We start from the raw sequence: 24,889 nt of genomic DNA on the forward strand, positions 1-24,889 counted from the left end.
GATAATCGCGCGCCAGGGGGCCACGTTTCGCTACCCGGTATGTCCAGTTTGAAGCGTGTCCGGCTCCGCTTGGGGAATCATTAAGCCCTTTTGGAGTCGGAACAGTGCTCGCCAACCCGGCGCAAGACTGCTGGCCGTTGGTTTTTCGATATGTTTTCGGCGAGGGTTGCTCGTGATTGTTAGTCCTTTAAATGCTTCAAGAACACCCCGCACTCGGCTGCGCAATGCGATGCTGGCCGGGTCTGCACTGTTCTGCCTGTTCAGCGCCAGCCAACTCTGGGCCTTTAGCCTGGATGATGTTGCCGGACGCGCCAAGGAGCTCGCCGGTCAGAAATTCGAAACTCCGCGCAGCAATCTGCCCAAAGAGTTTCGCGACATGAAGTTTGCGGACTACCAGAAGATCCGTTTCCGCAATGAAAACGCCGAATGGGCCGACGCCAAGACCCCGTTCAAACTGTCCTTCTATCATCAGGGCATGCACTTCGACACCCCGGTGAAGATCAACGAAGTCACCGCTACCACCGTGAACGAAATCAAGTACGACCCGGCGCGTTTCGATTTCGGCGACCTGCAGTTCGATCCCAAATCCACCGATCAGTTGGGCTACGCGGGTTTCCGCGTCTTGTTCCCGATCAACAAGGCGGACAAGCAGGACGAAATCATGACCATGCTGGGCGCGAGCTATTTCCGCGTCATCGGCAAAAATCAGGTCTACGGTCTGTCGGCCCGCGGCCTTGCCCTGGATACGGCACTGCCGTCGGGTGAAGAGTTCCCGCGGTTCCGCGAGTTCTGGGTCGAACGGCCGAACGAAGGCGACAAGCAGTTGGTGATTTTCGCCCTGCTCGATTCGCCGCGTTCCACCGGTGCCTACAAGTTGACTTTGCGTCCGGGCAAGGACACCACCGTCGACGTCGAGTCGCGCGTGTTCCTGCGTGACCGTGTCAGCCGCCTGGGCATTGCGCCGCTGACCAGCATGTTCCTGTTCGGCTCGAACCAGCCGTCGCGTGTGCAGAACTACCGTCACGAGTTGCACGACTCCACCGGCCTGTCCATCCATGCCGGCAACGGTGAGTGGCTGTGGCGCCCGCTGAACAATCCCAAGCACTTGGCGGTGAGCAGCTTCACCGTCGAGAACCCGCGTGGTTTCGGTCTGCTGCAGCGTGGCCGCGAGTTCTCCCGTTACGAAGACCTCGACGACCGCTACGACAAGCGTCCGAGCGCCTGGATCGAGCCGAAGGGCGATTGGGGCAAGGGCACCGTCGACCTGGTTGAAATTCCGACCGCCGACGAAACCAACGACAACATCGTGGCGTTCTGGAACCCGGAAAAGATCCCGGAGCCAGGCCAGGCGCTGGAGCACAACTATCGCCTGCACTGGACCACGGACGAAGACGAGTTTCATTCGCCTGACGTTGCCTGGGTCAACCAGACCCTGCGCTCGACCGGTGACGTGAAGCAGTCCAACCTGATTCGTCAGGCCGATGGCAGCATTGCCTTCCTGATCGACTACGAAGGTCCGGTGCTGGCCGCTCTTCCTGAAGACGCCGCCGTTCGCAGTCAGGTCAGCGTTGACGACAACGCCGAACTGGTCGAGAACAACGTTCGCTACAACCCGGAAACCAAAGGCTGGCGCCTGACCCTGCGGGTCAAGGTCAAGGATCCGAACAAGGCCGTGGAAATGCGTGCGGCGCTGGTCAAGGATCTGCCGGTAGAGCCTGTCAAGGCAGCCGAGCCGGTCGAAGACAAGGCTGCGCACAAGCATGACAAGGCACACGGCAAGGCCGACAAGGCTGCCGAGGTTGCCCAGGCACCTGTCGCGCCTGAAGCCGCTCCTGTCACACCTACCGAACCGGTCAAGACCGAACAGGTCCTGACTGAAACCTGGAGCTACCAGTTGCCCGCCGATGACTAATTCTCCAGCTCGGCCAGAATCGCTAGGCGAATATCTGGCTCATTTGCCCCTGGGGGACGCACAGCGCGCAGAACTTGCCGACTGCACGTCCTTCACCGAACTGCACGAGCGCCTTTCCGGGCGCCCGGCGCACGATGCCGTGCTCGGCGCACAGAACTCGGTCGAGCAGCGCCTGCGGCTGGACTCGGCTGCCGAACTGGAAGAGGCCGAGATGCTTGGCGTCGATGCCAGCGGCCGCCTGCAGCTCAAGGCCACGCCACCGATCAACCGCACGCTGGTGATCCCGGAGCCGTGGCGCACCAACGTGCTGGTGCGGGTATGGCGCAAACTGACCGGCAAGGCCAGCAAGCCCGAGCCCACCAGCGACAAGCGGGTGCTGCCGAAGGCGCGCTGGCGCTGGGTCGGCTCGATGCGTCGCTACATCCTGCTGGTGCTGATGCTGGGCCAGACCATCGTCGCCGGTTGGTACATGAAAGGCATCATGCCGTACCAGGGCTGGGGCATGGTCGACCTCGACGAAGTGGTTCGCCAGCCGATCATGCAAACCGCCACTCAGGTTCTGCCGTACTTCCTGCAGACCAGCATCCTGATCCTCTTCGGGATCCTGTTCTGCTGGGTATCGGCGGGGTTCTGGACGGCGTTGATGGGCTTCCTCGAACTGCTCACCGGTCGCGACAAGTACCGCATCTCCGGTGCCAGCGCGGGCAACGAGCCGATCGAGGCAGGCGCGCGTACCGCGCTGGTCATGCCGATCTGCAACGAAGACGTGACACGCGTCTTCGCCGGTTTGCGCGCCACGTTCGAGTCGGTCAAGGCCACCGGTGACCTGGATCGTTTCGACTTCTTCGTGCTCAGCGACACCAACGACCCCGACATCGCGGTTGCCGAGCAACAGGCGTGGTTGGAAGTGTGCCGCGAAGCCGGTGGCTTCGGGCATATCTTCTACCGTCGTCGTCGCCGTCGGGTCAAACGCAAGAGCGGCAACCTCGACGACTTCTGTCGCCGCTGGGGCAGCGAATACCGCTACATGGTGGTACTCGACGCCGACAGCGTGATGAGTGGCGAATGCCTGACCAGTCTGGTTCGCTTGATGGAAGCCACGCCGGATGCGGGCATCATCCAGACCGCGCCGAAGGCTTCGGGCATGGACACCCTGTATGCGCGCATGCAGCAGTTCGCTACCCGCGTGTACGGTCCGCTGTTCACCGCCGGCCTGCATTTCTGGCAGTTGGGCGAATCGCACTACTGGGGGCACAACGCGATCATTCGCATGAAGCCCTTCATTGAGCACTGCGCCCTGGCGCCGTTGCCCGGCAAAGGTGCGTTCGCCGGTGCGATCCTTTCCCACGATTTCGTCGAGGCGGCACTGATGCGCCGCGCCGGCTGGGGCGTGTGGATTGCCTATGACCTGCCGGGCAGCTACGAAGAACTGCCGCCCAACCTGCTCGACGAGCTCAAGCGCGATCGCCGCTGGTGCCATGGCAACCTGATGAACTTCCGCCTGTTCCTGGTCAAGGGCATGCACCCGGTTCACCGGGCGGTATTCCTGACCGGCGTGATGTCGTACCTGTCGGCACCGTTGTGGTTCTTCTTCCTGGTGCTGTCCACCGCGCTGCTGGCGGTGAACACGCTGATGGAGCCGACCTACTTCCTGGCGCCGCGTCAGCTGTACCCGCTGTGGCCGCAATGGCACCCGGACAAGGCGGTGGCGCTGTTTTCCACCACCATCGTTCTGCTATTCCTGCCCAAACTGCTGAGCATCATCCTGATCTGGGCCAAGGGCGCGAAAGAATACGGCGGCCGTTTCAAGGTCACCTTGTCGATGCTGCTGGAAATGCTGTTCTCGATGCTGCTGGCGCCGGTGCGCATGCTGTTCCATACCCGTTTCGTGCTGGCCGCATTTCTGGGCTGGGCTGCGACTTGGAACTCGCCGCAGCGTGACGACGACTCCACGCCGTGGAGCGAGGCGATCAAGCGTCACGGCTCGCAGACGCTGCTGGGCGCAGCCTGGGCTGCCCTGGTGATCTGGCTGAACCCCAGCTTCCTGTGGTGGCTGACGCCGATCGTGGGTTCGCTGATGCTGTCGATCCCGGTGTCGGTGATTTCCAGCCGGACCAATCTGGGCATGCAGGCACGCGATGAGAAGCTGTTCCTGATTCCCGAGGAGTACGACACGCCGCAGGAGCTGCTGTCCACCGATCGCTACACCCAGGCGAACCGTGATAACGCGCTCAAGGATGGGTTCGTGCGCGCCGTCGTCGATCCGCGCCAGAATGCCTTGGCCTACGGCCTGGGCACGGCACGGCACGGCAAGGCGGGGCCGATCGAAAGCATGCGAGCGCAGTGGGTGCATCAGGCCCTGGAGGGTGGCCCGCAGAAGCTCGACAACAGCACGCGCATGTCGCTGCTCAGTGATCCGGTAGCGATTTCGCGTCTACACGAGCATGTCTGGGCCGATCAGAACGTTGCGTGGCTGGAAGCATGGCGTCAGTCCAAGCAGGCGGAGCGGCAGTCGCCGGCTGTGCCAACGCTGGATACCGCCTCGGCGGCAGGCTTGCAGAACGCCTGACCGCGTCACACCCTTTCGCGGCCGCTGATCGCTCCCACAGGAATGCTGCAGTTCCTTGCGGGAGCGGTCAGCGGCCACGAAGGCCGCACCACGGTTCATCCGCTATGCCCCCCAACAGTGCCATCTGGCACTCATTTCCTCGCCAAACTTTGTTCAATCCCCTGTTTGAGTTAGGATCGCACCCCGAAATGGTGCGCCCAGGCTTGGTCGTGCCCGAAGTTGGCTAGGGGAATTGGTGATGAACAAGTATCTGTCGCGGCTGCTGCTCGGCGTCATGGCCATGGCTGTCGTGGGCTCGGCGCAAGCGGGCGCTATCGACGAAGCGGTCAAGCGCGGCACCTTGCGCGTGGGCATGGACCCGACCTACATGCCGTTCGAAATGACCAACAAGCGTGGCGAAATCATCGGGTTCGAAGTCGACCTGCTCAAGGCCATGGCCAAGTCCATGGGCGTCAAGCTTGAGCTGGTATCGACCAGCCTGGATGGCATCATTCCAGCGCTGATGACCGACAAGTTCGACATGATCGGCAGCGGCCTGACCCTCACCCAGGAACGCAACCTGCGCATCAACTTCAGCGACCCGTTCATCGTCGTCGGCCAGACCCTGCTGATCCGCAAGGAATTGGCCGACAAGGTCAAGACCTACAAGGACCTGAACTCGCCGGACTACCGCATCACCTCCAAGGTCGGCACGACCGGCGAGTTCGTGGCGCGCAAGTTGATCGCCAAGGCGCAGTACCACGGCTACGACAACGAGCCTGAAGCGGTACTCGACGTGGTCAATGGCAAGGCTGATGCGTTCATCTACGATTCGCCCTACAACGTGGTGGCGGTGGACAAGGTCGGCAATGGCAAACTGGTCTACCTCGACGAGCCTTTTACCTACGAGCCTCTGGCGTTCGGCTTGAAGAAGGGCGACTACGACAGCCTCAACTTCATCAACAACTTCCTGCGTCAGGCCCGTGAAGACGGCAGCTACGATCGTATCCACAAGAAGTGGTTCGTGAGCAAGAACTGGCTCGACGAAATGCAATGACTGCGCCTCTGGCCAGACTTTCTCCGATGCGCGGGCCTGCCCCGCGCGGCGGTCTTCTAGCGGATTGAACCCCCTGTGATCAAACACCACAAAGCTCAATGGCCCTGGCACGGGCTCACCGCGCTGGTGCTCATCGGCCTGGCTTTCAGCTTGTACGCTGCCACCTCGCGCATTTCCTACGAGTGGCACTGGAATCGCGTGCCGCAGTACTTCGTCTATCAGGCCGAGCAGCCGCAGCGCGCCGAAGGTTATGGCAGCGTCGAACGGATCGCGCAGCAGGGTGGGCAGGCGCGGGTCACCTTGCGCGACGAAGACGGTGGCGAACAGGTGTTGCTGGTGGACAGCGGCAGTGTCGTGCTCGAAGAGGGCGATGACGTTTCCGAAGGCGACCAGATCGGCGTGACGCGCCACTGGACTGCCGGACCGATCGCCTGGGGGCTGTGGACCACGCTGTGGCTGTCGCTGGTGTCCGGCGTGGCCGGCCTGCTGCTGGGCCTGGTGACCGGGCTGTGCCGGCTGTCGAGCAACCCTACCTTGCGCCATCTGTCGACGGTGTATGTCGAGCTGGTGCGGGGTACGCCGCTGCTGGTGCAGATTTTCATTTTCTATTTCTTCATCGGTACCGTGCTCAACCTCTCGCGCGAGTTCGCCGGGGTGGCGGCGCTGGCGCTGTTCACCGGCGCCTACGTGGCCGAGATCGTACGCTCGGGCGTGCAGTCCATCGCCAAGGGGCAGGGCGAGGCCGCCCGCTCGCTTGGCCTGGATGCCGGACAGTCGATGCGTCACGTTATCCTGCCGCAGGCTTTCAAGCGCGTTCTGCCACCCCTGGCCGGGCAGTTCATCAGCCTGGTCAAGGACACGTCGCTGGTGTCGGTGATCGCCATTACCGAGCTGACCAAGAGCGGCCGCGAAGCCATCACCACGTCGTTCTCGACCTTTGAGATCTGGTTCTGCGTGGCGGCCCTGTACCTGGTCATCAATCTGCCGCTGTCGTATTTCGCCAGCCGGCTCGAGCGGAGGCTTGCGCAAAGTGATTGAAGTACGCGACCTGTTGAAGGTGTTCAATACCCGTGGCCAGGTGGTGCGCGCGGTCGATCAGGTGAGCACGCAGGTGGCCAGGGGCGAGGTGCTGGTGGTACTGGGCCCCTCGGGCTCGGGCAAGTCCACCTTCCTGCGTTGCCTCAATGGCCTGGAGGCGTTCGATGAAGGCTCGGTGAGCATCGACGGCCTGCGTCTCGACGATCCCAAGACCAACATCAATGCCTATCGGCGCGAAGTCGGCATGGTGTTCCAGCACTTCAACCTGTTTCCGCACATGACCGTGCTGGAAAACCTGTGCCTGGCGCAGAAAGTGGTGCGCAAGCGCGGCAAGGCCGAGCGCGAGGCCAAGGCACGCGCGTTGCTGGCCAAGGTAGGCATCGGCGAGAAGGCCGATGCGTTTCCTTCACGGCTGTCCGGTGGCCAGCAGCAGCGCGTGGCCATTGCCCGGGCGCTGTGCATGGACCCCAAGGTGATGCTGTTCGACGAACCGACTTCGGCGCTCGATCCGGAGATGGTCGGTGAAGTACTGGAAGTGATGAAGACCCTGGCCGAAGAGGGCATGACCATGGTGTGCGTCACCCATGAAATGGGCTTCGCCCGTGAAGTGGCGGACCGTGTGCTGTTCTTCGACCACGGCCGTTTGCTTGAAGACGCGCCCCCGGCCGAGTTCTTCGATGCACCGAAGGATCCAAGGGCACAGGCGTTTTTGCGGCAGGTGTTGTAACCCAGGTTCCTGCGCCGATCCGCAGACCGCCTTCGCGGGCAGAGCCCCGCTCCCACAAGATCGCTGCAGATTCCTGTGGGAGCGGGTCTCTGCCCGCGAAGAGGCCCTCAGGCTCACCCAGCCAGGGTCAGACCTTGAACTGACCCACCAACCCCTGCAGATGTGTCCCCAGCCGCGCCAGCTCGATGCTCGACGCCGCCGTTTCCTCGCTCGCCGCCGATGTCTGCTCGGAAACGTCGCGCACGTTGAGCACACTGCGGTTGATCTCTTCGGCCACCACACTCTGTTGCTCCGCCGCGGCGGCGATCTGCTGGTTCATCGCCTGAATCGTCGACACGGTACGGGTAATATCGCTCAACGACTCACCGGCACGTCGAGCCAGTTGCACACTGCTGTCGGTCATCGCCCGGCTACTGTCCAGTGCGCTGGAAACTTGATGGGTACCCGTTTGCAGCGAAGCGATCAGCGACTGGATCTCTTCGGTCGATTGCTGGGTGCGTTGGGCCAGGCTGCGCACTTCATCGGCCACCACGGCAAATCCACGACCCGCCTCGCCGGCACGGGCTGCCTCGATTGCCGCGTTCAGAGCCAACAGGTTGGTCTGCTGCGCCACCGACTTGATCACGTCGAGCACGCCGCCGATCTTGCTGCTTTCCTGCTTCAAGTGATTCATGGCTTCGCTGGAATGCAGCACCTCGGCGGCCAGTCGCTCGATCTGGCCCACGGCCTGGCTGACCACCCGATCCCCTTCACGCGCCTGCTGATCGGCAGCCACGGCAGCTTCCGAGGCTTCCTCGGCGTTGCGCGCCACTTCCTGCACCGTCGCCGCCATCTCGTTCATGGCCGTGGCCACCTGATCGGTTTCGACTTTCTGCGCGTTGACGCCAGCGCTGGTCTGCTCGGTGACCGCAGAAAGCTCCTCGGCGGCACTGGCCAGCTGCGTGACACCCTCGCTGATGCCGCCCACCAGTTCACGCAGGTTCAGGGTCATGCGCTGCAGGGCCAGTTGAACCTGGCCCAGTTCGTCACGTCGGGTGATGGCTGGCGATTGCCGCAGGTCGCCGGAAGCGACGCGCTCGACACTCGCCAGGGTCTGCCGCAACGGGCCGACGATCTGCGCGGTGATCGCCCATGCCGCCGCGATACCGAGCAGTGTGGCCAGGGCCGCTGCAATGGCCAGCCACGCCTTGGCCTGGCCCGTGTCGGCATCGCGCTTGGCCGTCTGCGAGTCGCCCAGTCGGTCGCTCAGCCCGAGCAGGGTGGTGCCCAATGCGGTCATCTTGTCGATGCTCTGCATTGTGGCCTGCTGGTTTTCGCTGAATTGCGCCACCGCCGCGCGATAGGCGCGCAGGGAATCGCCGGCCTGCTGCAAGCGGCCGGTGAATTCGCCGGAAACGCTGGCCCCCGCAGCGGCGACCGAAGCGATGGCCTGGTCGATGGCCGCCAGCGCCGGCTGGCGTGCTTCGTCCTTGGCGCTATAGGTGTAGCCACGCACTTGAAAGCGCGCCTGCTGGATCAGCCGGCTGGTTTCCACCAGGGTGCTGTAGGCCGTCAGCTCGCCCTGGCTTAGCAGCGCTGCCTGTGCCTGATTGACTTCGGCCACGGCGCGGTCGGCGGTGCTGCCCAATTGGCTGCGGGCTGCCTCGCGACCCTGGATCGACGCCAGCGATGCGGTGAATTCCCGGCGATAGGCTTGAGTGGTGGCTATTTCCTGCTCGACGAGCGCGATGTCTTCGGCCTGCACCAGAGTGTGCTGGGCGGCCGCAAGATCGGTATCGAGCTGGTCGAGAAGACGGGTGACATTGTCGGCACCGGAACTGCCTTTCTGCAGCTCGAACGACTGGGCGGTGATGCGCAGGTCACGCATGCGGTCGTCAAGTATGGAAATGCTGGTGATCTTGTCGGCGCGCTCGATCAAACGGGTCAGGCCAGACCAGCCAGTGGCGGCAATCAGAAGAGTAAGCAGTAGCACCACACCGAAACCAATCCCCAGTTTCAAGTTGACGCTCAGATTGCCCAGGTAGCGGGCAAAGGTGTTGGACATGATGAAGCTCCCTGACAGGCCGACAGCATGATTGTCGGCAGTTCAGGGGCATCGGCGGGTGTCGCCGAAACTCGATGGTGGCTAAGTGACGTAACCCGGTGGGAATTGTGAAGCCTGGACGACGGCGGGTCAGAACAGCCGCGCCAGCAGCACCGCCACGGCGGTTTCCACCCGCAGGATACGTTCGCCCAACTGCACGGGCTGCAAGCCTGCGAGGCCCAGCAGGTCGACCTCGTAGGGAATCCAGCCACCTTCCGGGCCGATGGCCAGGGTCACTGGCTGCTCCGGATGACGCGGGCAGGGCGGGTAGTCGCCCGGATGCCCGACCAAGCCCAGGGTGCCGGCGCTCAGAGCAGGCAGGCGATCCTCGACGAAGGGCTTGAAACGCTTTTCGATCAGCACTTCGGGAAGCTGGGTATCACGTGCCTGTTCCAGGCCCAGGATGAGCTGCTCGCGAATGGCGGCGGGCTCGAGAAAAGGGGTTTGCCAGAAACTCTTCTCGACCCGATAACTGTTCACCAGGACCACCTTGGCCACGCCCATGGTGGCAATGGTCTGGAACACCCGGCGAAGCATTTTCGGGCGGGGCAGCGCGAGGATCAGGGTCAGCGGCAGTTTGGCCGGCGGGGGTTGGTCGAGCACCACGGTGAGTTCGGCCTCGTGATCTTCCAACCTTGTGACCTGGGCAAGCCCCATCAAGCCATCGACCTTGCCTACCCGCAGGCTGTCGCCCAGTTCGACGCGGTGCACGGCCTGCATGTGGGTAAAGCGCCGATCACGCAGCACCACCTTGTCCGGCGCGATGAAGTCGGCCGTTTCGAGCAGCAGCAGGTTCATGCCCGCGTCGCGGGCGGCTGGTCGTTACGGTCGTCGTCCTCGCTCGGCTCGTCACCGCGCTTGCGGATCAGAGCACCGAACAGGATGCCGATCTCGAACAGCAACCACATCGGCACGGCCAACAGAGTCTGCGAGAAGATGTCCGGCGGGGTCAGAATCATGCCGACCACGAAGCAGCCGATGATCACGTACGGGCGGATCTTGCGCAGGTACTTGACGTCGACCACGCCGATCCACACCAGCAGTACCACGGCCACCGGAATCTCGAACGCCACGCCGAAGGCGAAGAACAGCGTCATGACGAAATCGAGGTAACTGGCGATGTCGGTGGCCATGGTCACCCCCACCGGCGTGGCACTGGCGAAGAACTTGAAGACCAGCGGGAACACCAGGAAATAGGCGAAGGCCATCCCGGCATAGAACAGGAAGATGCTCGACACCAGCAGTGGTATGGCAATGCGCTTTTCATGCTTGTACAGGCCCGGCGCGATGAAGCCCCAGACCTGGTGCAGGATGATCGGCACGGCCAGGAACAGCGAGACCATCATGGTCAGCTTGAATGGCGTGAGAAACGGCGAGGCCACGTCGGTGGCGATCATCGTTGCGCCTTCAGGCAGGTACTCGCGCAGCGGCGCCGACACCAGGGTGTAGATCTGTTGGGCGAATGAAAACAGCCCGGCGAAGACCAGGAAAATCACGGCAACGCAACGCAGCAGGCGCGTGCGCAATTCGGTCAGGTGCGAGACCAGCGGCATGGGCTGGTCGTTTTCCGGAATTTCGCTCATGGGGCCCGCGGTGGCTGTGTAGGTTCATTGGAGGATACGGGTATGGCAACAGCCTGGGCGCCGCTTGTGTCGCGGTCGACCACAGCCGGTGTCTGCACTGCAGGGGGCACGGTAGTCGGCGTGACCTCGGCGCTGACCGCATCGCGGTCAAGCACCGGTTGCGCCTGGGCGCCAGGTGGAATCGGATCGGCCAGCGGTGCGGGCGGCTCGCTCGGACGCGTAGCGCGCTGCGGATCGAGGATCTTGCGCGCTTGCTCCTCGAGCGAGAGCACGTGCTCGTTGTGCAGTTGACGACGGATTTCGTCGGCGCCTATCTCGCGTTCCACTTCGGTCTTGATCGCGTTGAAGCTGCGTTTCAGGCGCCCGATCCACAGCCCTGCGGTGCGCGCGGCACCGGGCAGTCGCTCAGGGCCCAGCACCAACAGGGCGATGAGGCCCACGAGCATGAGTTCGCTGAAGCTGATACCGAACATTGATCAGTCTTTCCTGATGGGTTCTTCGACTTTCTGATGCTGGCCGTCGAGGGTGTGCGGCGGAGTCAGCGGCGAGCTGGCCTGCGGGTGCACCGGCTGTGTCGGCTGCTCGGCAGCGGGTTTGTCATCGTCGTTCATGGCCTTGCGAAAGCCCTTGATCGATTCACCGACGTCGGTGCCCAGGTTCTTGAGTTTCTTGGTGCCGAAGACCAGTACCACGACAATCAGGATGACGATCCAGTGTTTCCAATCAAACAGACCCATGATTCAACTCCTCCAAAAAGACATTTCAGGCTGACGGCAGGCGGGCGGCTTTCTCATCGTGACCGGACAGGCCGAATCGGCGATCCAGTTCATCGAGTACAGCCTGTGGGTGTTGGCCCAGTTGTGCAAGCATGACCAGGCTATGGAACCACAGATCGGCGGTTTCGTAGATGACATCACTGCAGTCGCCGCTGTGGGCGGCATCCTTGGCGGCAATGATGGTCTCGATCGATTCTTCGCCGAGCTTTTCCAGAATCTTGTTCAATCCCTTGGCGTACAGGCTGGCGACATACGAGCTGTCGGCGCTGGCGCCCTTGCGTTCTTCGAGCACCGCAGCGACGCGGTCCAGAGTGTCATTCATGGCCATGGCCTGCGGAATAGATGGCAGCGGGATCTTTCAGGACGGGGTCGACGACGGTCCATTGGCCGTTCTCGAAGACCCGATAGAAGCAGCTTTGGCGGCCAGTGTGACAGGCGATGTCACCGAGTTGCTCAATGCTGAGCACGACCACGTCGGCATCGCAGTCCAGGCGCAGCTCGTGCAGTTTCTGCACATGGCCGGATTCCTCGCCCTTGCGCCACAGCTTGCCACGCGACCGGGACCAGTAGATGGCCCGGTTCTCGGCAGCGGTCAATGCCAGTGCCTCGCGGTTCATCCAGGCCATCATGAGGATGCGCCCGGTGTGGTGATCCTGGGCAATCGCCGGCACCAGGCCGTCGCGGTCCCATTTGATCTCGTCCAGCCAGTCTTTCATGTGCAACTCCGACAACAGAGAGGGCTAGTGTGCCAGCCGATGGCGCGACTGGCTATCGGCGCACGACCAGGTACAAGCCCGATGCCAGCATCAACCAGGCAGGCCATGCCTGGACGCTGTCCAGGGCTATGCCGGAGACCGCAGTGACCGTTCCGCCCACCAGCAAGGCACCGCCGAGCAGCCGCAGGGCCCAGCGATCGTGGCGTTGCTCCCAGGGCGGCGGTGGATCCTTGCGATGGGGCTGAGACATTCGTTCGAGCAGATCGCGGGTCATGTTGGCCAAGTGGGGCAACTGCTCGACCTGCGATTGAACATTCTGAAACAAAGATTTCGGGCTGACCCGCTGGCGCATCCAGCGTTCGAGGAACGGCTGGGCGGTGCTCCACAGGTCGAGGTCCGGGTACAGCTGGCGACCCAGGCCTTCGATGTTGAGCAGGGTTTTCTGCAGCAGCACTAGTTGCGGCTGGACTTCCATGTTGAAACGTCGTGCGGTCTGGAACAGGCGCATCAGCACCTGGCCGAAGGAGATGTCCTTGAGTGGCTTCTCGAAGATCGGCTCGCAGACGGTGCGGATCGCCGCTTCGAATTCGTTCAGCTTGGTCTCGGCCGGTACCCAGCCCGAATCGATGTGCAGTTGCGCCACGCGGCGGTAGTCGCGCTTGAAGAAGGCAAACAGGTTGCGCGCCAGGTAATCCTGATCTTCAGGGGTCAGGCTGCCGACGATGCCGCAGTCGATGGCGATATAGCGCGGGCTCCACGGTGCCACGGTGCTGACGAAGATATTGCCGGGGTGCATGTCGGCATGGAAGAAACTGTCGCGAAACACCTGGGTGAAGAAGATCTCGACGCCGCGCTCGGCCAGCAGCTTCATGTCGGTGCGCTGATCGGCCAGGGCGGCCATGTCGGTGACCTGCACGCCGTAGATGCGCTCCATCACCAAGACCTTCGGCCGGCACCAGTCCCAGTAGACCTGAGGCACGTAGAGCAGGTCGGAATCCTCGAAATTGCGCCGCAGCTGGCTGGAGTTGGCCGCCTCTCGCAGCAAGTCGAGTTCGTCGTAGATGGTACGTTCATAGTCGGCGACCACGTCGACCGGATGCAGCAGGCGCGCGTCGGCGGACAGCCGCTCGGCCTGGCGGGCGAGCAGGAACAGCCAGGCCAGATCCTGGCTGATGACCGACTTGAGCCCCGGGCGAACGACCTTGACCACCACCTCTTCGCCGGTCTTGAGCCGCGCAGCGTGGACCTGTGCCACCGAGGCCGACGCCAGTGGCTCGACATCGAAGCGACTGAACACATCGGTGATTTTCGCCCCCAGTTGCTGCTCGATGAGGGCCATGGCCTGCTTGGGGTCGAACGGCGGCACCCGGTCCTGCAGCAGCATCAGCTCATCGGCGATGTCCTCGGGCAGCAGGTCGCGGCGGGTGGACAGGATCTGCCCGAACTTGATGAAGATCGGCCCCAGGTCCTGCAAGGCCAGGCGCAGGCGCGCGCCACGGTTGAGTTCCTGGCGGCTGCGCGGCAGCCAGCGCCATGGCATGGCGAAACGGGTGATTTTCAGCCACCACGGCAGTGGCAGGGCGAACATCAGGTCATCGAGGCGGTAACGAATGATGACGCGCTGGATGCGCAACAGACGGCGGACGGCAAGCAGCTTCATGCGTTATCGCTGGAATTGTGGGATCGGGCGAGGCGCTCAATACGCGCCTCGAGGCGTTCGACGTCGACTTTCAAAGCATCCAGCTCACTGAAACGGGCCTGGGCTTCCTGCTCGCCCACCAATGTACGCGCTTCCTCGGCCAGGTATTCGCCCAGGTTCTGCGTCGCCGTGGCCAGGCTCTGACGGGTCCAGCCCGTGCGGCTGCGCAAATGCCCGGCCAACAAGGCGGTGGGCACCGGACCCAGCCAGCGTGAGACTTCGTATTCCCAGTCCAGTTCAAGGTCCTGAAGCACCTTGACCAAGTCCAGCAGCGCGGCGCTGTCGCCGTCCAGATCGACCTGCGGGCTGTGCAGCACCGCGGTCTTGTCCTTGCGCAGTGCCAGTTGCACCAGGCTGGCAGCCGGCGCGCGCAACGTGCAGTCGGGCGGCGTGGCCCACTGCTGGGCCAGCATCAGGCCATTGGCACTGGGCAGCATGTACAAGGTAAACGAAGGCTGGCGGCCCTGGATGGCAATCACCTTGCCATGCAGGTGTGCCAGGCGCGGCAACGCGGTGGCGTCCAGGCGCAGCACACGGTTCAGACCATGTTCGACACTGGCGATCAGGCCGCCGAGCAGCATCAGGGCTTGATCCCGCGGTGCAGCGCGACGATGCCACTGGTCATGTTGTGGTACGTGACGCGGTCGAAACCGGCCTGCACCATCATGGCCTTGAGGGTTTCCTGATCGGGGTGCATGCGGATCGATTCGGCCAGGTAGCGGTAGCTCTCCGAATCGTTGGTGATCAGCTTGCCGGCCAGTGGCATGAACGCGAATGAATAGGCGTCGTAGACCTTGGACATCAGCTTGTTGGTAGGCTTGGAAAACTCCAGCACCAGCAAGCGTCCACCTGGCTTGAGCACGCGCAGCATGGACGCGATGGCCGCTTCCTTGTGGGTGACGTTGCGCAGGCCGAAGGCGATGGTCACGCAATCGAAATGATTGTCGGGGAACGGCAGCTTTTCGGCATCGGCCTGGACGAATTCGATGTTGCCGGCCACGCCGCGGTCAAGCAGCCGGTCGCGACCGACCTTGAGCATCGAGGCGTTGATGTCGGCCAGCACCACCTGGCCGGTAGGCCCTACCAGATCGGAGAACTTGCGTGCCAGATCGCCCGTGCCGCCGGCGATGTCGAGCACGCGGTTGCCCACGCGCACGCCCGAGAGCTCGATGGTGAAGCGCTTCCACAGCCGATGCATGCCGCCGGACAGCACGTCGTTCATCAAGTCGTACTTGGCCGCTACCGAGTGGAACACCTCGGCGACCTTTTCGGCCTTCTGGCTTTCCGGTACGTGCTTGTAGCCGAAGTGAGTGGTGGGTTCGGCATCGCCGCCTTTGCGCTGATCATTCATATCGCTGTCACCAGGAAAAATTACGCACCATTCTAAGCCGCACAAGGGCGCTTTGTCTTGGCGCGATGGATTGCCGGGGCAACCGGGTTAAACTGTGCGCCATTGAACCCTTACTTGTTGGAATCTCCGATGACCCAGATCAACGTCGAACGCAAACACAATCTGGGCCGCGACGCGGCGCGGCAGAAAGCTGAAGTGGTGGTACAGAAGCTGATCGACCGCTATGACGTGCAGGCTACCTGGCAAGGCGACACGGTGGCGGTCAAGCGCAGCGGTGCACAGGGCACCGTGCAGATCGACGACGAAGCGATTCGAATCGATCTGAAGCTGGGCATGATGCTGGCGATGATGAGCGGCACCATCCAGAGCGAGATCGAAAAGGCCCTGGACAAGGCCTTGGCGGCCTAGAGCATCAACCTCACCACGGATTCGGCGGGGTCGCGGGATTTGCCGGCGGCACGCAACTGTTCCAGGTAGTCGGTCCAGAGCTGCTCCTGGCGCAGCGCCAACTGGTACAGGTAGTCCCAGGTGAACAGGCCGCTGTCATGGCCGTCGTCGAAAGTCAGCTTCAGAGCGTACTGGCCAGCCGCTTCCACCTTGGTCAGGCCGACCCCCAGTTTACCCACCTGCAGAATCGGCTTGCCGTGGCCTTGGACCTCGGCGGACGGCGAGTGCACGCGCAGGAACTCGGCGGGCAGGTGGAACACCTCGTCGGGGCCATAGGTCAGGCTCAAGGTCTTGGAGGCCTTGTGCAGATTGATGGCGCTGGGGATTCTGGTCATGGTGGGTCTCGAAGTCTTGCGGTGTCCGTTTTGCAGCCACGCACCGCTCCCACATGTCTGGATCCAAAAAGGCGATCGACTGTGGGAGCGGTCAGCGGTCAGCGGTCAGCAACCGCGAACAGCGTGCCGCGGCATGACGGGCCGTCTTACAGGATGTAGCGCGACAGGTCTTCGTTCTGCGCCAGCTCACCCAGATGGCTGTTCACGTACTCGGCGTCGATCTGGATCGGTGCCTCGCTGTGCGCAGCAGCCATGTCACCGGCGCTGAACGAGACTTCCTCCAGCAACCGCTCGAGCAGCGTGTGCAGGCGGCGCGCACCGATGTTCTCGGTCTTCTCGTTGACCTGCCAGGCGATCTCGGCCAAACGCTTGATCCCTTCGGGCACGAACTCGATGTTCAAGCCTTCGGTCTTCAACAACTCGCGATACTGCTCGGTCAGCGATGCATGTGGCTCGCTGAGGATGCGCTCGAAGTCCTGCGGGCTCAACGCCTTGAGTTCGACGCGAATCGGCAGGCGACCCTGCAATTCGGGAACCAGATCGCTCGGCTTGCTCAGGTGGAACGCACCCGATGCAATGAACAGGATATGGTCGGTCTTGACCATGCCCAGCTTGGTGTTGACCGTGCAGCCTTCGATCAACGGCAGCAGGTCGCGCTGTACGCCTTCGCGAGACACATCGGCACCGCCGACATTGCCGCGCTTGGCGACCTTGTCGATCTCGTCGATGAAGACGATACCGTGCTGCTCGACCGCTTCCAGTGCCTTGGCCTTGAGCTCTTCCTCGTTGACCAGGCGGCCGGCTTCTTCGTCGCGGACCATTTTCAGTGCGTCCTTGACCTTGAGCTTGCGGCTCTTCTTCTTGCCCTTGCCCATGTTGGCGAACAGGCTCTGCAGCTGGTTGGTCATTTCTTCCATGCCAGGCGGTGCGGAGATGTCCACGCCACCCATCTGCTCGGCTACCTCGATCTCGACTTCCTTGTCGTCCAGCTGGCCTTCGCGCAGGCGCTTGCGGAACAGCTGGCGGGTATTGGAGTCGTTGCTCACCGGCTCTTCGTTGAAGCCCGCACGGGCAGCAGGCAACAGCGCATCGAGAATGCGCTCTTCGGCCGCATCCTCGGCACGGTGGCGAACCTTGACCATTTCCTGCTCGCGCAGCAGCTTGATGGCGGCATCGGCGAGGTCGCGGATGATCGATTCGACATCGCGGCCCACATAGCCGACCTCGGTGAACTTGGTCGCTTCGACCTTGATGAACGGCGCGTTGGCGAGCTTGGCCAGGCGCCGCGCGATTTCGGTCTTGCCGACGCCGGTAGGGCCGATCATCAGGATGTTCTTGGGCGTCACTTCGACGCGCAGTTCTTCGGGCAGCTGCATGCGCCGCCAGCGGTTGCGCAGGGCAATGGCGACAGCGCGCTTGGCATCGTCCTGGCCGATGATGTGGCGATTGAGTTCGTGGACGATTTCGCGGGGGGTCATGGACATGGTGTGTTCCGGACTCGGAGGTTCAGGCAGGGAAGCGGTGAAGGCTTGCGACGCATTGCGTGCAGGCCTGGCCCCGCAACTGTCTGATCACTCGGCGAGATCCTGCTCCTCGATGGTCATGTTGTGATTGGTGAACACGCAGATGTCGCCAGCGATGCCCAGGGCGGTCTCGACGATTTCCCGTGCGCCCAGGTCGGTCTTCTTCAGCAGCGCACTGGCTGCGGCCTGCGCGAACGCACCGCCGGAGCCCATGGCGATCAGGCCGTCTTCGGGCTCGACCACGTCACCGTTGCCGGTGATGATCAAGGAAGCGTCCTTGTTGGCCACTGCCAGCATCGCCTCGAGACGGCTGAGCGAGCGGTCGGTACGCCATTCCTTGGCCAGTTCCACGGCGGCACGGACCAGATGGCCCTGATGTTTCTCGAGCTGACCTTCGAAACGTTCAAAGAGGGTGAAGGCGTCGGCGGTGGCACCGGCAAAGCCGGCGATGACCTGGCCGTGGTACAGGCGACGGACTTTCTTGGCGTTGCCTTTCATCACGGTATTGCCGAGAGAAACCTGGCCGTCGCCGCCCATGACGACTTTGCCATGACGGCGGACTGAAACGATGGTGGTCAAGGGGAGAGTCTCCACGCAGCGGGGCGAAAATGCCCTGATGGAAACGAATATGGGGGTGGGTGAGGAGATTTCAACCTTTGCCGGTTGTGTGGGGTGGTGGGAACAGGAGGGCGCGGTGTCAGTAGGTTCGCGTGAGGCTGTTCGCGGCCGCTGACCGCTCCCACCAGGGACGCAAATGCCCTGTGGAAGCGGTCAGCGGCCGCGACGGGCGCGCCGCGGCTTACTGTCGGATCTGCCTTTGCTGCAACAGCAGGTTACTAAAACCACTGCCGGCCAGCTGTTTCTGCGCCACGGTCAGCTGCTCGCGATTGCTGAACGGACCCACCAGGACCCGATACCAGGTGTCTTCCTTGACCGTCCCGGACTCCACGTTCACCGACTGCCCCAGCAGAATGATCTGCGCCCGTACCCGGTCGGCGTCCGCCTGCTTGCGGAACGAACCGGCCTGCAGGTAGAACTGCGTGGTCGCGGCAGGCTTGATCACCGGCGGCGCCGGTGGCGGGGTCGCGCCACTGAGCGCGGCCTGAGCCCGGGCAGTGTCGATCTTGGCTGCCTCGGCCGGGGTTACCGGCGCCTGGGCCGGAATCGGTGGGGTTTTCTCGGGCACCGCTTCGGGTGGCACGATCACTTCGGATTCCGGCAGCAGCGTATAGAAGTCGTACTTGGGTTTGACCGGGGCCTGCGGGCTGGGCGGTGTCTTGTTCGCCTCGGCGATCTTTTCCGCCTTGGCCTGCTCGGCCTTGACGCGCTTGACGTCGCTGTTGCCCGGCTCGAGCTTCATCAGGAACACCACGAAGGCGCCCACGCTCAAGCCGATGGCCAGCCACAGCCAGCCGGGTATGGGCTTCTTGGCAGGTGCGGAATTGCGGCTGGCGCCACGTTTGGGTGCGGGTTTTTTCTTGGCAGCCAACTTACATACGCTCCAGTGTTTCCAGGCCCAACAGAGCCAATCCTTGCTTGAGGGTGCGACCGGTCAGCGCCGCCAGGCGCAGGCGGCTGTGTTGCTGAGCGGGGTGTTCGGCCGCGAGAATCGGGCAGTTCTCGTAGAAGCTGGAGAACAGCCCGGCCACATCGTACAGGTAAGTGCACAGCACATGGGGCGTGCCTTTCTCGCCGACGTTGTTCAGTACTTCAGTGAACTGCGCCAGCTTGGCGGCCAGTTCCTTCTCGTGCTCGGCTTCCAGCACGATCTGCCCTTCGACGTCCGCGAAGTTCTTGCCCAGCTTGCGGAACACACCGGCCACGCGGGTATAGGCGTAGAGCAGGTAGGGCGCGGTGTTGCCTTCGAAATTGAGCATCAGGTCGAAGTTGAAGCTGTAGTCGCTGGTGCGGTGCTTGGACAGGTCGGCATATTTCACCGCCCCGATGCCCACGGCCCGGGCGATCACGCGCAGGTCGGCCTCGGCGGTCTCGGGGTTCTTTTCCTTGACCAGGGTGTAGGCGCGTTGTTCGGCCTCATCGAGCAGGTCGACCAGTTTCACGGTGCCACCGTCACGGGTCTTGAACGGACGTCCGTCGGCACCGTTCATGGTGCCGAAACCCATATGCTCCGGCTGCATGCCATTGGTGATGAAGCCGGCACGGCGCGCGACCTCGAACACCTGCTGAAAGTGCAGGGCCTGGCGCTGGTCGACGAAGTACAGCGCGCGGTCGGCCTTGAGCACGTTGCTGCGATAGCGCACCGCTGCCAGGTCGGTGGTGGCGTACAGATAACCGCCGCCGGCCTTCTGCACGATCACCGGCAGGGGCGTGCCTTCGGCCGTCTTGAACTCTTCGAGGAACACGCACTGCGCGCCGTTGCTTTCAACCAGCAGGCCCTTGGCCTTCAGGTCGGCGACCACGTTGGCGAGGTCGTCGTTGTAGGCGCTTTCGCCCATCACGTCGGCCGGCGTCAGCTTGACGTTCAGGCGCTCGTAGGTGCTTTGGCAGTGCGACAGGGAAATTTCGTTGAAGCGCTTCCACAAGGCCAGGCATTCGGCATCGCCAGCCTGCAATTTCACCACGAGGCCGCGGGCACGCTCGGCGAATTCCTCGGATTCATCGAAGCGCTGCTTGGCCGCACGATAGAAGTTTTCGAGGTCTGACAGCTCGTCGCTGGTGGCGGGCTTTTCCTGGAGATAGGCCAGCAACATGCCGAACTGCGTGCCCCAGTCGCCGACATGGTTCTGGCGGATCACGGTGTCGCCAAGAAACTCCAGCACGTTGGCCACGCCGTCGCCAATGATGGTGGAGCGCAAGTGGCCTACGTGCATTTCCTTGGCCAGGTTGGGTGCAGACAGATCGACCACCACGCGCTGCGCGGGGCCGGCCTTGCGCACGCCGATGCGGGCATCGGCCAGGGCGGCGTCCAGGCGCGCGGCGAGGGCCGCACTGTTCTGGAAAAAATTGAGGAAGCCGGGGCCGGCGATTTCCACCTTGCTCACCTGCTGGTCGGCTGGCAGTGCGGCAATCAGCTTTTCTGCGAGGTCGCGTGGCTTCATGCCGGCCGGCTTGGCCAGCATCATGGCGATGTTGCTGGCGAAATCGCCGTTCTTCTTGTCGCGCGAGTTTTCCACCTGGATTGCCGGCGTCAGACCTTCTGGCAGCACACCTTCGGCGACAAGGTGGGTCAGGGCTTGTTGAATCAGCTGGCGAATGGTGTCTTTCATGGGGTTCTCGGTCGACCGCAGGTACGGCGGTGCTGGATGCACGGGTGGAAAAACTGGGCATTATCCGGTTGTTGGCCGGGGTTGCCAACCCGCAAATCCCCCCTGCAAACCACCACCCCTGCAGCAGCGGCTTCAGCTGCGTCGGCAGACGCCGCCGATCCCCGCCCCTGGTGCGCCTATCTCAATACAAATCCACCGGGTCCACATCCAGCGACCAACGCACCTGTCGCCCGCTCGGCAGTTGCTCCAGTTGCAGCATCCAGGCATTGAGCAGACGGTGCAGCGGCGCACGCAGCGTTGCCTGTACCAGCAACTGTGCGCGATAGCGTCCGGCACGCCGTTCCATGGGGGCCGGGACCGGCCCCAGCAGCTCCAGGCCGCCCAGGGCCAGTTGCGCCACCAACGCTTCGGCTGCCGCGCAGGCTTCATCCAGAAAGGCTTCGGCCTGGCCCGGCTTGTGCGCTTCGGCACGCAGCAGCGCCAGGTGGGCGAAGGGCGGCAGGCCTGCACCGCGTCGTTCTGCCAGGGCCTGCTCGGCGAAAGCGAAGTAGCCCTGCTCGGTCAGTTGCACCAGCAGTGGATGGTCGGCCAGGTGTGTCTGAATGATCACCTTGCCCGGTTCCTCCGCGCGACCGGCGCGACCTGCGACCTGGACGATCAACTGTGCCATGCGCTCGCTGGCGCGGAAGTCGCCGGAGAACAGCCCGCCGTCGGCATCCAGAATCGACACCAGGGTGACCCGCGGAAAGTGGTGCCCCTTGGCAAGCATCTGGGTGCCGACCAGGATGCACGGATGGCCTTTCTGGATGGTCGCGAACAGCTGGTTCATCGCGTCCTTGCGCGAGGTGCTGTCGCGGTCGACGCGCAGCACCGGGTAATCGGGAAAGAGGATCGCCAGGCGCTCCTCGGCGCGCTCGGTGCCTGCGCCGACCGGACGCAGGTCCACCGTGCCGCACTTGGGGCACTGGCGCGGCACGCGTTCGACATGCCCGCAGTGATGGCAGCGCAACTCGCCCGAGCGTTGGTGAACCGTGGTACGGGCATCGCAGCGCGGACACTCCGACAGCCAGCCGCAGTCGTGGCACAGCAGGGTGGGCGCGAAGCCGCGCCGATTGAGAAACACCAGCACCTGTTGACCATTGGCCAGGGTCTGGCCGATGGCCTGCTGCATCGGTCCGCTGATGCCGCTGTCCAGTGGCCGGCTCTTTACATCCAGGCGCATGAACTTGGGTTGCTGGGCGCCACCGGCGCGATGGTCGATGCGCAGCAGGCCGTAGCGGCCGCTATGGGCATTGTGCAGGCTCTCCAGGGAAGGCGTGGCCGAACCCAGGACGATGGGAACGTTCTCCTGGCTGGCGCGCACCAGCGCCAGGTCGCGGGCGTGGTAACGCAGGCCTTCCTGCTGTTTATAGGAGCCGTCGTGTTCTTCGTCGATGATGATCAGCCCAGGGTTCTTCATCGGCGTGAACAGCGCCGAGCGGGTGCCGATGATGATGTCGGCCTCGCCATCGCGTGCCGCCAGCCAGGCGTCGAGGCGGTCGCGGTCGTTGACCGCCGAGTGCACCAGCGCGATGCGTGCGTTGAAGCGTTGCTCGAAGCGCGCCAGGGTCTGCGGGCCGAGGTTGATCTCGGGGATCAGCACCAACGCCTGTTTGCCGGCTTCCAGGCATTCGTGAATCAGTTGCAGGTACACCTCGGTCTTGCCGCTGCCGGTCACGCCCGCCAGAAGAAACGCATGAAAGCCGCCGAGGCTGGCGCGGATCGCCTCGAACGCGGCGCGTTGTTCTTCGTTGAGCGGCAATTCCGGTTGCGCCAGCCAGTGTTCGGCCCGCGGGCCGGGGCCGTGGCGGCGTACCTCCACGCTGACCAGTTGCTTGGCCAGCAGCAGGTCGAGGCTGTCCTTGTTCAGTTGCAGCTTGCTGAGTAGTTGATGAGCCACACCATGAGGGTGCTGGGCCAGGGTCTTGAGGGCATCGCGCTGCTTGGGCGCGCGGGCGATGCGCGGGTCGTCCAGGCGTGCATCGGCGGCGGCGTGCCAGAAGCGCTCCTGGCGCGCTTCGGCGGGTTCGCCCTGGCGCAGCAACACCGGCAACGCCCAGCTGAGGGTGTCGCCCAGGCCGTGCTGGTAGTACTGCGAAGTCCACAGGCACAGTTTGAACAGCGCAGGCGGCAACGGGCTGACCGCATCGAGCAGGGCAATGGCCGGCTTGAGCTTGTCGGCCGGTACGTCGCTGTGGCTGACCACTTCGATCAGGATGCCGATCATTTCCCGCCGCCCGAACGGTACCCGCAAGCGCATGCCGGGCGTGAACACGGTGTGCGCAGTGTTGGCGGGCGCCTTGTAGTCGAACAGGCGTCGCAGCGGCGAGGGCAGGGCGAGGCGCAGAATGACGTCGGGCACGCGGGAGTTCTCTTGGGTAAAAGCAGTGGCATGGCCCCTTGGGCCTCACTGCGGTGTTGCTGTGGGAGCGGTCATCGGCCGCGAAAGCATCGCTGCGGTACCACTGACACGGCGCGCTGTCTCTTTCGCGGCCAATGACCGCTCCCACAGGGTTGCGGCAGGTGACTGCTCGCACGGGGTTCGAGGTGCGCAGACTAGCAGACGACGGTCGGTGCGAGCGACACCTTGCGTGTTTGCAATGTTCTGTTAATATACGCGGCCTAATTACGTGCGGTACTCGACAATGGTGTTGGGTGGCGGCACGCAGCCTGAGGAAGTCATCATGAAAGCCGATATCCATCCAGTATACGAAGCCATCGACGCTACCTGCAGCTGCGGTAACGTCATCAAGACCCGTTCGACTCTGGCCAAGCCACTGAGCCTCGACGTCTGCTCCGAATGCCACCCGTTCTACACTGGCAAGCAGAAGACCCTGGACGTTGGCGGTCGTGTTGACCGTTTCAAGCAGCGTTTCGGCGGTTTCGGCGCCAAGAAAGCTTGATTGGTTTGCTCTCGCTGTTGAAGAAGGCGCCCCTTGCGGGCGCCTTTTTTGTGGGCGTCTTCTGGCTTGGCGCCGCTCAGGCCGAGGCCTTCTGTCCGGCTCCGAGCGGGCTGGGCACCGCCCAGGTCCGCCAGGTCATCGACGGCGATACCCTGCGCCTGCAGGATGGCCGCAGTGTTCGCCTGATCGGTATCAATGCGCCGGAGATCGGTCGCCAGGGGCGCGGCGACGAGCCCTACGCCGTCGCCGCGCGGCGCCGGTTGCAGGCGCTGGTCGATGACAGCGACGGCCTGGTTGGCCTGCAGTTGGGCCGCGAAAGCCAGGATCGCTACCGGCGCACCCTGGCCCACGTCTATGGCCGCGGTGGGCTGAACTTCGAGGCGCAGCTGCTGGCCGAGGGGCTGGCCCTGCAGGTCGCGGTGGCGCCCAATGTCGAGCAGGTGGCCTGCCAGCAGCAGGCTGAACGTGCCGCCCGAAAGGCTGGACTCGGGCTGTGGCGTCAATCGCCGGCCATCGCCGCCGCGCAGGTGGAGCGTGCCGGTTTCGCCCTGCTCGGCGGGCGGGTCAGCAAGGTCGAACGCAACCGCGCCGGGGCCTGGATCGAACTGGACGACTCGGTGGTCCTGCACGTCGCGCCCAAGGTGTTCGCGCTGTTCCCCGAAGGCTGGCTCGATGAGCTGAAAGGTCGCCGGGTCGAGGCCCGCGGCTGGGTGCTGGACCGCAGTCGACGCGGCAACCTGGCTGCCGGGCAGCTGCGCTGGATGTTGCCGGTGAGCGCCCCGCAGATGGTGCAGACACAGCCGTAAGCCTGCCACGCACGGCTGTGCATGGGCCGTCTCGAAGGCCCTCGACGGCGCTGTCGGTACCCGCCGAAAGTCGTAGGCCAGGGGCCTTGACGCATGTGACCGGGTAGTCTTGTCGGGTG

The 24,889-nt window shown here is 63.5% G+C and carries 24 protein-coding genes and 1 pseudogene; 8 read left to right on the forward strand and 17 right to left on the reverse strand.

Features of this window, described 5'->3' with window-relative positions; genetic code table 11:
* Positions 1 to 172: 172 nt before the first annotated feature.
* From IFT98_RS08485 to IFT98_RS08505, 5 genes are all read left to right on the forward strand, one after another.
* On the forward strand, positions 173 to 1,912 hold the full coding sequence (locus IFT98_RS08485) for a glucan biosynthesis protein G (RefSeq protein WP_342214143.1): 1,740 nt from the start codon (positions 173 to 175) through the stop codon (positions 1,910 to 1,912).
* Positions 1,905 to 4,481 carry a glucans biosynthesis glucosyltransferase MdoH gene (mdoH, locus tag IFT98_RS08490; RefSeq protein WP_192048049.1) on the forward strand — a complete coding sequence of 859 codons (2,577 nt, stop codon included), beginning with the start codon at positions 1,905 to 1,907 and terminating at the stop codon, positions 4,479 to 4,481. Before IFT98_RS08485 ends, mdoH begins: the two co-directional genes overlap by 8 nt.
* 238 nt (positions 4,482 to 4,719) lie before the next feature.
* Positions 4,720 to 5,517: a transporter substrate-binding domain-containing protein gene (locus IFT98_RS08495; protein ID WP_122480464.1), complete on the forward strand. Its 798-nt coding sequence runs from the start codon at positions 4,720 to 4,722 to the stop codon at positions 5,515 to 5,517.
* Between the two features lie 75 nt (positions 5,518 to 5,592).
* A complete protein-coding gene (locus IFT98_RS08500) occupies positions 5,593 to 6,555 on the forward strand; it encodes an ABC transporter permease subunit (RefSeq protein ID WP_192048050.1) in 963 nt (320 codons plus the stop codon).
* Positions 6,548 to 7,282 carry an ATP-binding cassette domain-containing protein gene (locus IFT98_RS08505; protein ID WP_122480667.1) on the forward strand — a complete coding sequence of 245 codons (735 nt, stop codon included), beginning with the start codon at positions 6,548 to 6,550 and terminating at the stop codon, positions 7,280 to 7,282. The genes IFT98_RS08500 and IFT98_RS08505 overlap by 8 nt, the downstream gene beginning before the upstream one ends.
* 127 nt (positions 7,283 to 7,409) lie before the next feature.
* Here the strand turns inward: IFT98_RS08505 and IFT98_RS21225 are convergent, their stop codons facing one another.
* The 11 genes and pseudogenes from IFT98_RS21225 to ubiE form a co-directional block, all read right to left on the reverse strand.
* Positions 7,410 to 8,273, reverse strand: a complete 864-nt coding sequence (locus tag IFT98_RS21225) for a methyl-accepting chemotaxis protein (protein ID WP_446730824.1) — start codon at positions 8,271 to 8,273, stop codon at positions 7,410 to 7,412.
* Positions 8,265 to 9,326: pseudogene (locus IFT98_RS21230) on the reverse strand (methyl-accepting chemotaxis protein); the annotation flags it as partial. The pseudogene IFT98_RS21230 and the gene IFT98_RS21225, both read right to left, overlap by 9 nt.
* A 129-nt stretch (positions 9,327 to 9,455) precedes the next feature.
* Entirely contained in the window at positions 9,456 to 10,163 is a 708-nt protein-coding gene (locus IFT98_RS08515; RefSeq protein WP_192048052.1) for a 16S rRNA (uracil(1498)-N(3))-methyltransferase, read from the reverse strand.
* Positions 10,160 to 10,948, reverse strand: a complete 789-nt coding sequence (gene tatC / locus IFT98_RS08520) for a twin-arginine translocase subunit TatC (RefSeq protein ID WP_192048053.1) — start codon at positions 10,946 to 10,948, stop codon at positions 10,160 to 10,162. Before tatC ends, IFT98_RS08515 begins: the two co-directional genes overlap by 4 nt.
* Entirely contained in the window at positions 10,945 to 11,421 is a 477-nt protein-coding gene (tatB, locus tag IFT98_RS08525; RefSeq protein ID WP_192048054.1) for a Sec-independent protein translocase protein TatB, read from the reverse strand. Before tatB ends, tatC begins: the two co-directional genes overlap by 4 nt.
* 3 nt (positions 11,422 to 11,424) lie before the next feature.
* On the reverse strand, positions 11,425 to 11,685 hold the full coding sequence (locus tag IFT98_RS08530; RefSeq protein ID WP_049861753.1) for a twin-arginine translocase TatA/TatE family subunit: 261 nt from the start codon (positions 11,683 to 11,685) through the stop codon (positions 11,425 to 11,427).
* A gap of 25 nt (positions 11,686 to 11,710) precedes the next feature.
* The gene (locus IFT98_RS08535) at positions 11,711 to 12,046 is read right to left on the reverse strand and encodes a phosphoribosyl-ATP diphosphatase (protein ID WP_122480666.1); all 336 of its coding nucleotides are present in this window, start codon (positions 12,044 to 12,046) and stop codon (positions 11,711 to 11,713) included.
* On the reverse strand, positions 12,039 to 12,440 hold the full coding sequence (gene hisI, locus IFT98_RS08540; RefSeq protein WP_192048055.1) for a phosphoribosyl-AMP cyclohydrolase: 402 nt from the start codon (positions 12,438 to 12,440) through the stop codon (positions 12,039 to 12,041). Before hisI ends, IFT98_RS08535 begins: the two co-directional genes overlap by 8 nt.
* Positions 12,441 to 12,492: 52 nt before the next feature.
* Positions 12,493 to 14,100 (reverse strand): ubiquinone biosynthesis regulatory protein kinase UbiB, encoded by a 1,608-nt coding sequence (gene ubiB, locus IFT98_RS08545; protein ID WP_122480456.1) that lies wholly within the window; start codon positions 14,098 to 14,100, stop codon positions 12,493 to 12,495.
* The gene (locus IFT98_RS08550; protein WP_122714547.1) at positions 14,097 to 14,720 is read right to left on the reverse strand and encodes a ubiquinone biosynthesis accessory factor UbiJ; all 624 of its coding nucleotides are present in this window, start codon (positions 14,718 to 14,720) and stop codon (positions 14,097 to 14,099) included. The genes ubiB and IFT98_RS08550 overlap by 4 nt, the downstream gene beginning before the upstream one ends.
* Positions 14,720 to 15,490, reverse strand: a complete 771-nt coding sequence (gene ubiE, locus IFT98_RS08555; protein ID WP_043191385.1) for a bifunctional demethylmenaquinone methyltransferase/2-methoxy-6-polyprenyl-1,4-benzoquinol methylase UbiE — start codon at positions 15,488 to 15,490, stop codon at positions 14,720 to 14,722. Before ubiE ends, IFT98_RS08550 begins: the two co-directional genes overlap by 1 nt.
* A 129-nt stretch (positions 15,491 to 15,619) precedes the next feature.
* Here ubiE and IFT98_RS08560 point away from each other — a divergent pair, with 129 nt between their 5' ends.
* Positions 15,620 to 15,898 (forward strand): polyhydroxyalkanoic acid system family protein, encoded by a 279-nt coding sequence (locus IFT98_RS08560; protein ID WP_043191383.1) that lies wholly within the window; start codon positions 15,620 to 15,622, stop codon positions 15,896 to 15,898.
* Here the strand turns inward: IFT98_RS08560 and IFT98_RS08565 are convergent.
* From IFT98_RS08565 to IFT98_RS08590, 6 genes are all read right to left on the reverse strand, one after another.
* On the reverse strand, positions 15,895 to 16,272 hold the full coding sequence (locus IFT98_RS08565; RefSeq protein WP_122796583.1) for a gamma-butyrobetaine hydroxylase-like domain-containing protein: 378 nt from the start codon (positions 16,270 to 16,272) through the stop codon (positions 15,895 to 15,897). The two genes, IFT98_RS08560 and IFT98_RS08565, sit on opposite strands and share 4 nt — an antisense overlap.
* Before the next feature lie 146 nt (positions 16,273 to 16,418).
* Positions 16,419 to 17,756 carry an ATP-dependent protease ATPase subunit HslU gene (gene hslU, locus IFT98_RS08570; protein WP_122480452.1) on the reverse strand — a complete coding sequence of 446 codons (1,338 nt, stop codon included), beginning with the start codon at positions 17,754 to 17,756 and terminating at the stop codon, positions 16,419 to 16,421.
* An 87-nt stretch (positions 17,757 to 17,843) separates the two neighbouring features.
* Positions 17,844 to 18,374 carry an ATP-dependent protease subunit HslV gene (gene hslV / locus IFT98_RS08575; RefSeq protein WP_192048056.1) on the reverse strand — a complete coding sequence of 177 codons (531 nt, stop codon included), beginning with the start codon at positions 18,372 to 18,374 and terminating at the stop codon, positions 17,844 to 17,846.
* Between the two features lie 220 nt (positions 18,375 to 18,594).
* On the reverse strand, positions 18,595 to 19,284 hold the full coding sequence (locus tag IFT98_RS08580) for an SPOR domain-containing protein (protein WP_122714549.1): 690 nt from the start codon (positions 19,282 to 19,284) through the stop codon (positions 18,595 to 18,597).
* Position 19,285: 1 nt separating this feature from the next.
* On the reverse strand, positions 19,286 to 21,022 hold the full coding sequence (argS, locus tag IFT98_RS08585) for an arginine--tRNA ligase (protein WP_192048057.1): 1,737 nt from the start codon (positions 21,020 to 21,022) through the stop codon (positions 19,286 to 19,288).
* 181 nt (positions 21,023 to 21,203) lie between these two features.
* On the reverse strand, positions 21,204 to 23,423 hold the full coding sequence (locus tag IFT98_RS08590; RefSeq protein ID WP_192048058.1) for a primosomal protein N': 2,220 nt from the start codon (positions 23,421 to 23,423) through the stop codon (positions 21,204 to 21,206).
* 322 nt (positions 23,424 to 23,745) lie between these two features.
* Here IFT98_RS08590 and rpmE point away from each other — a divergent pair, with 322 nt between their 5' ends.
* Both rpmE and IFT98_RS08600 read left to right on the forward strand, forming a co-directional pair.
* Entirely contained in the window at positions 23,746 to 23,964 is a 219-nt protein-coding gene (rpmE, locus tag IFT98_RS08595; protein ID WP_043193699.1) for a 50S ribosomal protein L31, read from the forward strand.
* On the forward strand, positions 23,964 to 24,770 hold the full coding sequence (locus IFT98_RS08600) for a thermonuclease family protein (RefSeq protein WP_192048258.1): 807 nt from the start codon (positions 23,964 to 23,966) through the stop codon (positions 24,768 to 24,770). The genes rpmE and IFT98_RS08600 overlap by 1 nt, the downstream gene beginning before the upstream one ends.
* Positions 24,771 to 24,889: the final 119 nt, after the last annotated feature.

Origin of the sequence: Pseudomonas sp. CFBP 8770, from assembly GCF_014841705.1 — a bacterium.
Taxonomy (GTDB): Bacteria; Pseudomonadota; Gammaproteobacteria; order Pseudomonadales; family Pseudomonadaceae; genus Aquipseudomonas.

What these genes read in the sequence shown, in the direction of transcription:
- IFT98_RS08535 (WP_122480666.1), bottom strand. Translation starts at nt 12,046, where the DNA reads ATGAATGACACTCTGGACCGCGTCGCTGCGGTGCTCGAAGAACGCAAG.
- IFT98_RS08565 (WP_122796583.1), bottom strand. Translation starts at nt 16,272, where the DNA reads ATGACCAGAATCCCCAGCGCCATCAATCTGCACAAGGCCTCCAAGACC.
- IFT98_RS08560 (WP_043191383.1), top strand. Translation starts at nt 15,620, where the DNA reads ATGACCCAGATCAACGTCGAACGCAAACACAATCTGGGCCGCGACGCG.
- rpmE (WP_043193699.1), top strand. Translation starts at nt 23,746, where the DNA reads ATGAAAGCCGATATCCATCCAGTATACGAAGCCATCGACGCTACCTGC.
- argS (WP_192048057.1), bottom strand. Translation starts at nt 21,022, where the DNA reads ATGAAAGACACCATTCGCCAGCTGATTCAACAAGCCCTGACCCACCTT.
- IFT98_RS08515 (WP_192048052.1), bottom strand. Translation starts at nt 10,163, where the DNA reads ATGAACCTGCTGCTGCTCGAAACGGCCGACTTCATCGCGCCGGACAAG.
- mdoH (WP_192048049.1), top strand. Translation starts at nt 1,905, where the DNA reads ATGACTAATTCTCCAGCTCGGCCAGAATCGCTAGGCGAATATCTGGCT.
- ubiE (WP_043191385.1), bottom strand. Translation starts at nt 15,490, where the DNA reads ATGAATGATCAGCGCAAAGGCGGCGATGCCGAACCCACCACTCACTTC.
- ubiB (WP_122480456.1), bottom strand. Translation starts at nt 14,100, where the DNA reads ATGAAGCTGCTTGCCGTCCGCCGTCTGTTGCGCATCCAGCGCGTCATC.
- hslU (WP_122480452.1), bottom strand. Translation starts at nt 17,756, where the DNA reads ATGTCCATGACCCCCCGCGAAATCGTCCACGAACTCAATCGCCACATC.
- hisI (WP_192048055.1), bottom strand. Translation starts at nt 12,440, where the DNA reads ATGAAAGACTGGCTGGACGAGATCAAATGGGACCGCGACGGCCTGGTG.
- IFT98_RS08550 (WP_122714547.1), bottom strand. Translation starts at nt 14,720, where the DNA reads ATGCTGCTCGGCGGCCTGATCGCCAGTGTCGAACATGGTCTGAACCGT.
- IFT98_RS08530 (WP_049861753.1), bottom strand. Translation starts at nt 11,685, where the DNA reads ATGGGTCTGTTTGATTGGAAACACTGGATCGTCATCCTGATTGTCGTG.
- tatC (WP_192048053.1), bottom strand. Translation starts at nt 10,948, where the DNA reads ATGAGCGAAATTCCGGAAAACGACCAGCCCATGCCGCTGGTCTCGCAC.
- tatB (WP_192048054.1), bottom strand. Translation starts at nt 11,421, where the DNA reads ATGTTCGGTATCAGCTTCAGCGAACTCATGCTCGTGGGCCTCATCGCC.
- IFT98_RS21225 (WP_446730824.1), bottom strand. Translation starts at nt 8,273, where the DNA reads ATGACCCTGAACCTGCGTGAACTGGTGGGCGGCATCAGCGAGGGTGTC.
- IFT98_RS08495 (WP_122480464.1), top strand. Translation starts at nt 4,720, where the DNA reads ATGAACAAGTATCTGTCGCGGCTGCTGCTCGGCGTCATGGCCATGGCT.